This window comes from Xenorhabdus littoralis, from assembly GCF_033949345.1.
GTDB lineage: Bacteria > Pseudomonadota > Gammaproteobacteria > Enterobacterales > Enterobacteriaceae > Xenorhabdus > Xenorhabdus littoralis.
Genome location: NZ_VCDP01000174.1, coordinates 1 through 1436, shown reverse-complemented (window position 1 = coordinate 1436; position 1436 = coordinate 1). Strand labels below are relative to the sequence as shown.

Genomic DNA, 1436 nt, shown 5'->3' with positions numbered 1-1436 from the left:
ACTGAACTATGGAGGAATTGCTTCGTTCCTGAGAACGAGGCGAATATTAGCGATGAACTGGAATAGTGTCAACGCAAAAGTTCTGTTTTTTCACTGTTTGCTCATCATGTAAGCACGCAGTGTCATTGTTGTTCTATTTTATTGAATTTATGCATTTTTATTCACCATATTAATCGGTTGAGCATAGGGTGACTGAGTTGAACAAGCGAGCATAAACACATCATAAAAACAAATACCGTGTTTTCTTTTCATAATGTGTTTGATGTCATTTTTGATTTCATTAGGTACTCGGGGATGAGTGAGTATTTTGTTGATGGCATTTTTTGAAACCAGCTCATTGACGAACCATTCACCGTTATAACACACCCGCAAATCGAGTACGTCAATATCTTCAAAATGATAGATTGGTTTGATGTCAAATAGCAGAACGGCAGCCATAATGATAAAAGCTACAGTAAATGCAAAAAGTGACAGAGTGCCGAAATAGGGTGCATACCACATAAGCATAGCAAGAAACGCATAAGCGATAACCATTGCCAGACAAAGGTATGGATGATGACGTATAAAAATGCTGTTGAAGTGCACTTTACCATCACGATGCTCTTTAAGATTGATCCGCTTAAGATCCTGAATCAATATCTGTTTGATGATATTCATAATACTAACCCACTTAAATTGGTAGAAAAGTGATGTAAAAAGCATGAGTCGAATTGAAAGTTATGTCATTTTCAAGGTTAACATGTCCAGAACATACATCTGTATAGCAATTGCTTTAATTTATTTAGAAAATTGTTATCGTCGGTGAGTAATCTCAGTATTTTTGCTAAGACAAAAGTTGAATAAATCAAATAAAATTATAAGAATACTTATTTATTATGTTATTCTGTTCTAATATTGAGCGCATGCAACTTTTTTAAAACTATAATTCATAAAAAGGTTGCTATTCGTGTGTGTTAATGCGTTAATGCGTTTGGCCTGATAAACAGACCTACTTTATGTACGACATCTTGAGTTGTTAATGCGTTATGTGTAAGTGCTATCTCTGGTAGCCTTTGTTGACCGTTTCCTTCTTAGTGCCTCCATAAGTAATAGCTGATACTGGCCAACACATGCCCGAGGTGGCGAGTTTTTTTTGATATATAGGAAAGTCAAATGTCTGACAAAATGAAAGGTCAAGTTAAGTGGTTCAACGAGTCTAAAGGCTTTGGTTTCATCACTCCAGCTGATGGTAGCAAAGATGTATTCGTTCACTTCTCTGCCATTCAAGGTAACGGTTTCAAAACTCTGGGCGAAGGCCAGAACGTAGAATTCACCATTGAAAATGGTGCCAAAGGCCCAGCAGCTGCAAACGTAACTGCTATCTAAGTAGCCTTTATGCCTTATTTAAGCTCGCCAAGGTAAAATGCCTTGGCGGGCTTTTTGTTTTATGGCTTTAG

General features: G+C 36.9%; 2 protein-coding genes. One reads left to right on the top strand and one right to left on the bottom strand.

The genetic code is table 11. The annotated features are described in order from the left end of the window. Positions 1–147: 147 nt before the first annotated feature. Positions 148–657, bottom strand: coding sequence for a YlaC family protein (locus FE394_RS19065; protein WP_319927895.1), 510 nt, complete (start codon positions 655–657; stop codon positions 148–150). Between the two features lie 495 nt (positions 658–1152). Between FE394_RS19065 and cspE the strand changes: the two genes are divergently transcribed. Then, complete coding sequence (gene cspE / locus FE394_RS19060) at positions 1153–1365, top strand: transcription antiterminator/RNA stability regulator CspE (RefSeq protein ID WP_038241393.1); 213 nt, start codon at positions 1153–1155, stop codon at positions 1363–1365. Positions 1366–1436 lie beyond the last annotated feature (71 nt).